Genomic DNA, 5,208 nt, shown 5'->3' with positions numbered 1-5,208 from the left:
TGCACCTGTGTCGCTGGCTGCTCGAAGCAGCCATGCTACCTCACCGCTGAGCGGGAGCCGTCCACAGCATCATTTCCGGACTTAATTGCTCGGCGATGGCAGTCGGGCCCTTGCCAGCGCTGGCCCTTCAAGTCCGATAGGCAGCTCGCGAGCCAGATACAGCTAATCTGACTTCCGATAATCGAACTCACCATTCTTGACCATGATTTTCATCAGAAATGGCAAGGCTGTATATATCGAACAGAAGGCCGTGTCAGGTGTTTGCAGATGCGACTGTAGGTAAAAGGGACTTGAAGGTGGCGTGGGTAATGCACACCGTTGTGCCTACTGGACTTGTTGCAATCTCAACCTTAGCGTCGATTTGTTGAGCCAATGCATTTATCAGGCTCGTGCCGAGCCCAGATTTCCTGCTGCCCGGTTTCTGCATCGGCATACCGGCACCGTTGTCGGAAACTGACAGCTTCCAGTCATCTTCATGGGCCTCATACCCGACGATCACGCGACTGGCTTCGTGATCTTCAGGGAAGGCATACTTCAGGGAGTTGATCAGAAGCTCGGTCACGATCAGGCCCAGGCTCACCGCCTGACCTGAGGACGTCATACCAGGACCGGCCACAACGTCGACTATGATACGCCGATTGTCCCCGATGATGGACGCCGCCAGCGCCTCGCAGAGCTTGGACAGGTAGCGACCGACCTCAACCCGCTCGGCCTGTCCAACCGCTTGCAGGTGTTGTTGCACTGAGGCGACGGACATGACGCGGCGATGGGCATCTTCGAGATGTTGCCGGGTTTCGTCTGACTTCACGCTTCGCGCCTTCATGAGAAGGATGCTGGCGATGATCTGGAGGGAATTTGCAATGCGGTGGCTCATCTCTGCGAGCAGTATGTCCTTCTGCTCAAGGAGGCCTTTCAAAGTACGTTCGGCGGTGCGGCGTTCAGTGATGTCCTCAAAGGCGAGGAGGATCATAGGAGCGCCCTGGGTCTCATCGAACACTTTGCGGGCGTTGAGCAGCATCGTGCGGCGTCCGATGCGGGGAAACTTCTGCTCGACTTCGAAATCCTCCATCACCTCGGACGCGGGCACGATACGATCAAGGAGCAGTCGGAGGGCTGCGATGTTCCATCCCCCATCATCCAGGTCATAGAGCATCTGCCCTTGCGTCTTTTCCTGCCCTATCTGGAAGTTCGTGTAAAAGGATCGGCTTGCTGCGATGATGCGCAGGTCTTGGTCAAGCACAAGGAAGGGTTCGCGCACGGTATCCACGACGGCGCGTGCGAGCGTTGTGCTGATGTCAAGCTCATTTTGAGGCATAGTGGGACTATGCGCTCACCTCAGTGGATTAGCAAACGCGGGCGGCTGTGGCGTTTCACGGCCCGACCCCCCAATATCTTTCACTCAATCTTGGCCACAGGATCCACCGGGAATCATGAAGCTCGCCCCAATCGGCGGACGAGGAGCCTATCGATGGCTTATCCTTCCTCGCCTAGCGCCGCGTTGCTACCGTGATATTTCTACCCCTCCGTTACGGGGGTCCTGGGTCCTTCCAGGCGATCTCGGTCACGCCGGAAGCTTTTGACGCCGCACAGATGCAGGACGCTTCCGGACCTCACAATGACTGATTGGATGACCAGCCTCATAGGATGACCTTAGCATCATCAAGGTTTGATGAAGACATTCGGTTGGCGCTGCGGCGTACGTGCAGCGCGTTACATCCAATGTCCCGATCTTATAACAGCAAAGACAACCCTTGCTCGAGGAGAGACCATTCCATGAAACAGAGCGGCTGTAAGGGATGCAGTCAATCCGCGCCCTAGGTCAGCAGGTTGGAAATGCGCGGGAACACGCTGCGCTCGCGAGATTTAGGTGTGAGACTGACGGCCCATATAGATCCATGCACAGTGCGGGAACGGGAGGTAAGCTTGGATGTGATCGTGACACCAGCCGATGACGGCATGGCTTGGAATCTGACGGACCTGCTTGGCCGCCCCATGGGCCGGATCACCGAAGCGCCGGCCCAGCAGTTCACAATCCGCCCGGCCGGCCATGCTCTGGAGACTATGGCCGGCATTGAGCAGGGCCCCTTTGTATCCCTTGATGCCGCCTTGGCGGCAATCGAGAAACACACGCGGGGCGTCTGCCGGCACCACCCAGTCGAGGATCAACCAGGACCGAAACTCCAGCCGTGAAGATCACGAAGGATGCTCCGGCCCGCTCCGCTGGGCGTGATTTTAGCTGCCTAGCCTGGGCCGTCGGACCCTGAACCGCTCCTAGCTGACGCTGCATTCGCACTGACGCCTTTACTGATGTCACTACTGCTCCGTTTACCCTTCAATTCTCGCTCGGCTTGCAGCCAAAACTCCGCCTCACGACCCTCGGATCGGCCGTGTTGCTCCCAAAGCTCGTAGGCGCGCTGTCTTACCTGATTTTCAGCATCATTAGTGCTCGGCTCCATCTCGGCATCCTCCCACTGCTTATCGCCTGGAGCATACATGACAGACCGCGGCTTATTGAAGGATATCGAAAAATATAAATAAAATAATTATCAAAACGCCACTGTTTTAAGGCAGTTTATCCGTGTACTGTATATATCTAATAACTAGGATCGTCCATTGGGGCACTGACATAATACTGTTTTTAATTGAACATTTTAGTGATTTGAACTCACCCATTTCGCAATTGCATCTACAGACTGTTAGGAATGTATCGCGTGTGTTGGCAGACCGCCTGAGGTTGGCCAGCTCGCTTTCCCATAGATCGGACCACCTATGAAGCCCCCAGCAATTCTCCTCGTAGTCGCTCTCCTCAGCGTGCTCGGGGTCACGCAAGCGATGGCCGACTGCCAGATCGCTGATGCCAAGCTCGAAGAGGCCATCCTGCAAAAGCCTGAGCTTCGCGGGAAGGCTAATCGCCAGACGGTTCGTGACCTGCGCAACTTGCGCGACGCCGCGATCACCCTCTGGTCGTACGGGCGTCATGACGATTGCGAGCGCCTCTTGGGCAACATCCGCGAACTCCTCTCCGGACCTCCGATGAACTCCTTGGGCGGAAACGATGAGGGGGATGCGGAGACGCAGATGAACGCGCGAGAGCCAAAGGTTCAACGGGGCGCTGTTCGAGGGCGTCGTGCTGAGAAGAACGCCAAGCCGCTGATCAACATTGAGGAGCTTGCCCCAGGTTTGAGGGCGGATCAGATCATCGGCGCCGAGGTGCGCAGTGCCGATGACAAGATCGTGGGAGAAGTCCGGAATGTCGTGTTCGGCACCAAAGACCGCCGCGACTATGCGATTGTGGCATCGGGAGGGTTCTTTACCCCCGGCAAGGACAGCATCGTCGTTCCGATCCGCTCCCTCAAGGTCTCACAGGAGCGCGACAGCTTCTTCCTTCCCATGCCTGAGGCGGAGGTAAGGACAGTGCCGCACATGCCCGATCAGGACTACAAGTGGCTGTCGGACGACGCATGGCGCACTCGGAACGACACCCTCTTTACAGGTCGCCCATAACCACAATAGGGGCTTGCCCCCACGAACGAGTGCTCGCGGCACGCTGCCCTAGCGGAGCAATGTTCGGATCAGTTCAAGCAGTCTTTCAGTGCGAACGGGCTTTCCGACAAAATAAGCGCCCTCCGGCAAGTCCCCGGGTGCGGGGGCCACGCGCCCCGATGCGATCACGACGCCAATATCCTGTCGATCATCCCGCACTCTGCGGGCCAACTCGAAGCCATTGATGCTCCCGCGTGGCATTTCCACGTCCGTGACGATCACCTGGACGTCGGGAACGGCCGCGAGAATATGAAGCGCCTCGTCCGCGTGAGCCGCCTCCATGACCTTGAAGCCAGCATCATCCAGTACGTCCGCCAGCATCATGCGGACAAGAGCTTCGTCCTCGACAACGAGAATGAGCGCGCGAATGTCGGGTTTTTTCTCAAGCATACTAAATGGAATGGGGGATCGATCCCGTTCGTTCCTAAGGCCACGATGTTATTCGACAGGTGCGACCCACGGCCTCAATCTGCGGCGCCATCTATTGCGTCATCTGAACTATGTTCTTCCGCCTATTGGGACGCCTCCGGGAAGGCGATCGCCACCGTCACGCCCACATCGCTGCGCACGGCGCTCTGACCCTGGGAGCGCTAGAGCGTTCAGGACGTAGGCGTGATCCTGTAGTAGGCGTCCACCTGTGCGCCATACTCATCATCCCTGAACGGATCTTCGTCGGCGCCGTAGCGGGGAGCGTCGGCGAGCCGATCCTTGTCGATGTCGACCACATAGCCGCCCAGTCCGGTGTCGTAGGTCAGCGCCCGCCACGGAAGCGGATGATAGCTCTCACCAATGCCGAGGAAGCCCCCGAAGCTCATCACCACATAGGCGACTTGGCCTGATATTTTGTCGACCATGAAGTTGTATACGGCCCCGAGCTGCTCGCCTGCCCGGTTGAACACGGGCGTGCCCTCGACCTTGCTGGAGGCAATCAGGCGCCGCGTCTCCTCAATGGCCACGCCCTCGCCTGATGGGTCGAGTTCCATTGATCCAGGCGCGCGCAGCGGTGTCTCATTAGGCAGTCTCGTCGGCATGATGCTCTCCTCTCAGCGGCAACGCTGCCCTGAAGGAGCAGTTCCGGCCGATGCGATGGACAGGCTAAGGTCCGCAGCAGGTCAAACTCTGAAGCTCCCCTGCCCTGCAGGAACGTCCGCTGTTCCTGTCCTAAGCCGACATTCAACGAAGAGATCATGGCCCTGGGCTCAGCAGCTCGCTGATGAACAGGAACCTGGCCGAGAGAAGATCATCGCTGACGAGCAGGTCGAAATGGACATCGCCGAACCACGCCCTTGCAGATCGCGCATAATGAGACTTGAAGCAGAACAGCAAAACGGTCTTGGAGGTCGGGGACAGTACGCCCAACACAGTGGGACTGGATTAGCGTACCGAAGAAGATGCTCGCAACGCCAACCACTGCCATTCAATAAGCTTTGGTTACTGTAAATGGCTCGGAAGCCACGGCTTCCAGAATGCTTGGGCATTTTGGTAGTGACCATACGAGTCCAGCTCTTGCTGGCCGATTGGATATCCAGCGCCAGTTGCGAGTTGAGCCAGCATGAACACGACACGCCCTGAGATTGCGATGAGGTGATCTAGGCTCAGGACTCGTTAATTGAGGTAGAAGGCGACGGCAGCCGCGATGCAGATGGCTGAGAAGAAGGTGTGCGC

At 57.7% G+C, this 5,208-nt stretch carries 6 protein-coding genes; 2 read left to right on the top strand and 4 right to left on the bottom strand.

All coding sequences use genetic code 11. The features are described from left to right. Positions 1-253: 253 nt before the first annotated feature. Positions 254-1,315, bottom strand: a complete 1,062-nt coding sequence (locus ILT44_RS29775; protein WP_204243223.1) for a sensor histidine kinase — start codon at positions 1,313-1,315, stop codon at positions 254-256. 620 nt (positions 1,316-1,935) lie between these two features. On the opposite strand from ILT44_RS29775, the gene ILT44_RS29770 reads away from it, so the two are divergent. After that, positions 1,936-2,190 carry a hypothetical protein gene (locus tag ILT44_RS29770; RefSeq protein WP_204243222.1) on the top strand — a complete coding sequence of 85 codons (255 nt, stop codon included), beginning with the start codon at positions 1,936-1,938 and terminating at the stop codon, positions 2,188-2,190. 50 nt (positions 2,191-2,240) lie between these two features. On the opposite strand, the gene ILT44_RS29765 is transcribed toward ILT44_RS29770, so the two are convergent. Next, complete coding sequence (locus ILT44_RS29765) at positions 2,241-2,456, bottom strand: DUF2934 domain-containing protein (protein WP_204243221.1); 216 nt, start codon at positions 2,454-2,456, stop codon at positions 2,241-2,243. Positions 2,457-2,769: 313 nt separating this feature from the next. Here ILT44_RS29765 and ILT44_RS29760 point away from each other — a divergent pair, with 313 nt between their 5' ends. Continuing rightward, a complete protein-coding gene (locus ILT44_RS29760; RefSeq protein WP_204243220.1) occupies positions 2,770-3,504 on the top strand; it encodes a PRC-barrel domain-containing protein in 735 nt (244 codons plus the stop codon). A 48-nt stretch (positions 3,505-3,552) separates the two neighbouring features. Here ILT44_RS29760 and ILT44_RS29755 read toward each other — a convergent pair whose 3' ends face one another. Both ILT44_RS29755 and ILT44_RS29750 read right to left on the bottom strand, forming a co-directional pair. After that, positions 3,553-3,933 (bottom strand): response regulator, encoded by a 381-nt coding sequence (locus ILT44_RS29755; protein WP_204243219.1) that lies wholly within the window; start codon positions 3,931-3,933, stop codon positions 3,553-3,555. A 209-nt stretch (positions 3,934-4,142) separates the two neighbouring features. Further along, on the bottom strand, positions 4,143-4,574 hold the full coding sequence (locus ILT44_RS29750) for a PRC-barrel domain-containing protein (RefSeq protein WP_204243218.1): 432 nt from the start codon (positions 4,572-4,574) through the stop codon (positions 4,143-4,145). Positions 4,575-5,208: the final 634 nt, after the last annotated feature.

The sequence above is a fragment of the Microvirga arvi genome, assembly GCF_016892765.1.
In the GTDB taxonomy this organism is placed as follows: domain Bacteria; phylum Pseudomonadota; class Alphaproteobacteria; order Rhizobiales; family Beijerinckiaceae; genus Microvirga; species Microvirga arvi.
This window is presented reverse-complemented; position numbering and strand designations above follow the sequence as displayed.